Raw genomic sequence first — 483 nt, forward strand, 5'->3', positions numbered from 1 at the left:
CCAAATGCTATAAGCTCGTGTTTATCTCACCTCCCTCTCTCAAAGAAGGTGTCAATACAATCTAACCCAGTATCTGACCACTACGCTTTCTTGAAATTAAACCAGTCTCGCGACCAGCCCTCTTCCCTTCGTAGCAGTCAAATCCTTTACTTCATCCAGTTTGTTAAAGAGCATACCGATACAACAGGTTGGTCAAAAGACCAAAATCAAATTGATTAACTTGATTTTATTCTCTTGGCCCCACAGTGAGACAACAGTCTGTGGTGGAGGTGAACGGGATCGAACCGATGACCCCCTGCTTGCAAAGCAGGTGCTCTCCCAGCTGAGCTACACCCCCGTAACGGGCTCGCACATGACACCGATAGGTGTGGGTACTAACTAAGGGATCTTAAAGGAGGTGATCCAGCCGCAGGTTCCCCTACGGCTACCTTGTTACGACTTCACCCCAGTCATGAATCATACCGTGGTAAGCGCCCCCCTTGC

The 483-nt window shown here is 48.9% G+C and carries 1 tRNA gene and 1 rRNA gene; both read right to left on the minus strand.

From position 1 onward, the window contains the following. Positions 1 to 261: 261 nt before the first annotated feature. A tRNA-Ala gene (locus IV91_RS0114850) sits at positions 262 to 337 on the minus strand. Between the two features lie 53 nt (positions 338 to 390). Further along, positions 391 to 483 (minus strand): 16S ribosomal RNA (locus tag IV91_RS0114855); the annotation flags it as partial.

This window comes from Ferrovum myxofaciens, from assembly GCF_000735045.1.
GTDB classification, from domain to species: domain Bacteria; phylum Pseudomonadota; class Gammaproteobacteria; order Burkholderiales; family Ferrovaceae; genus Ferrovum; species Ferrovum myxofaciens.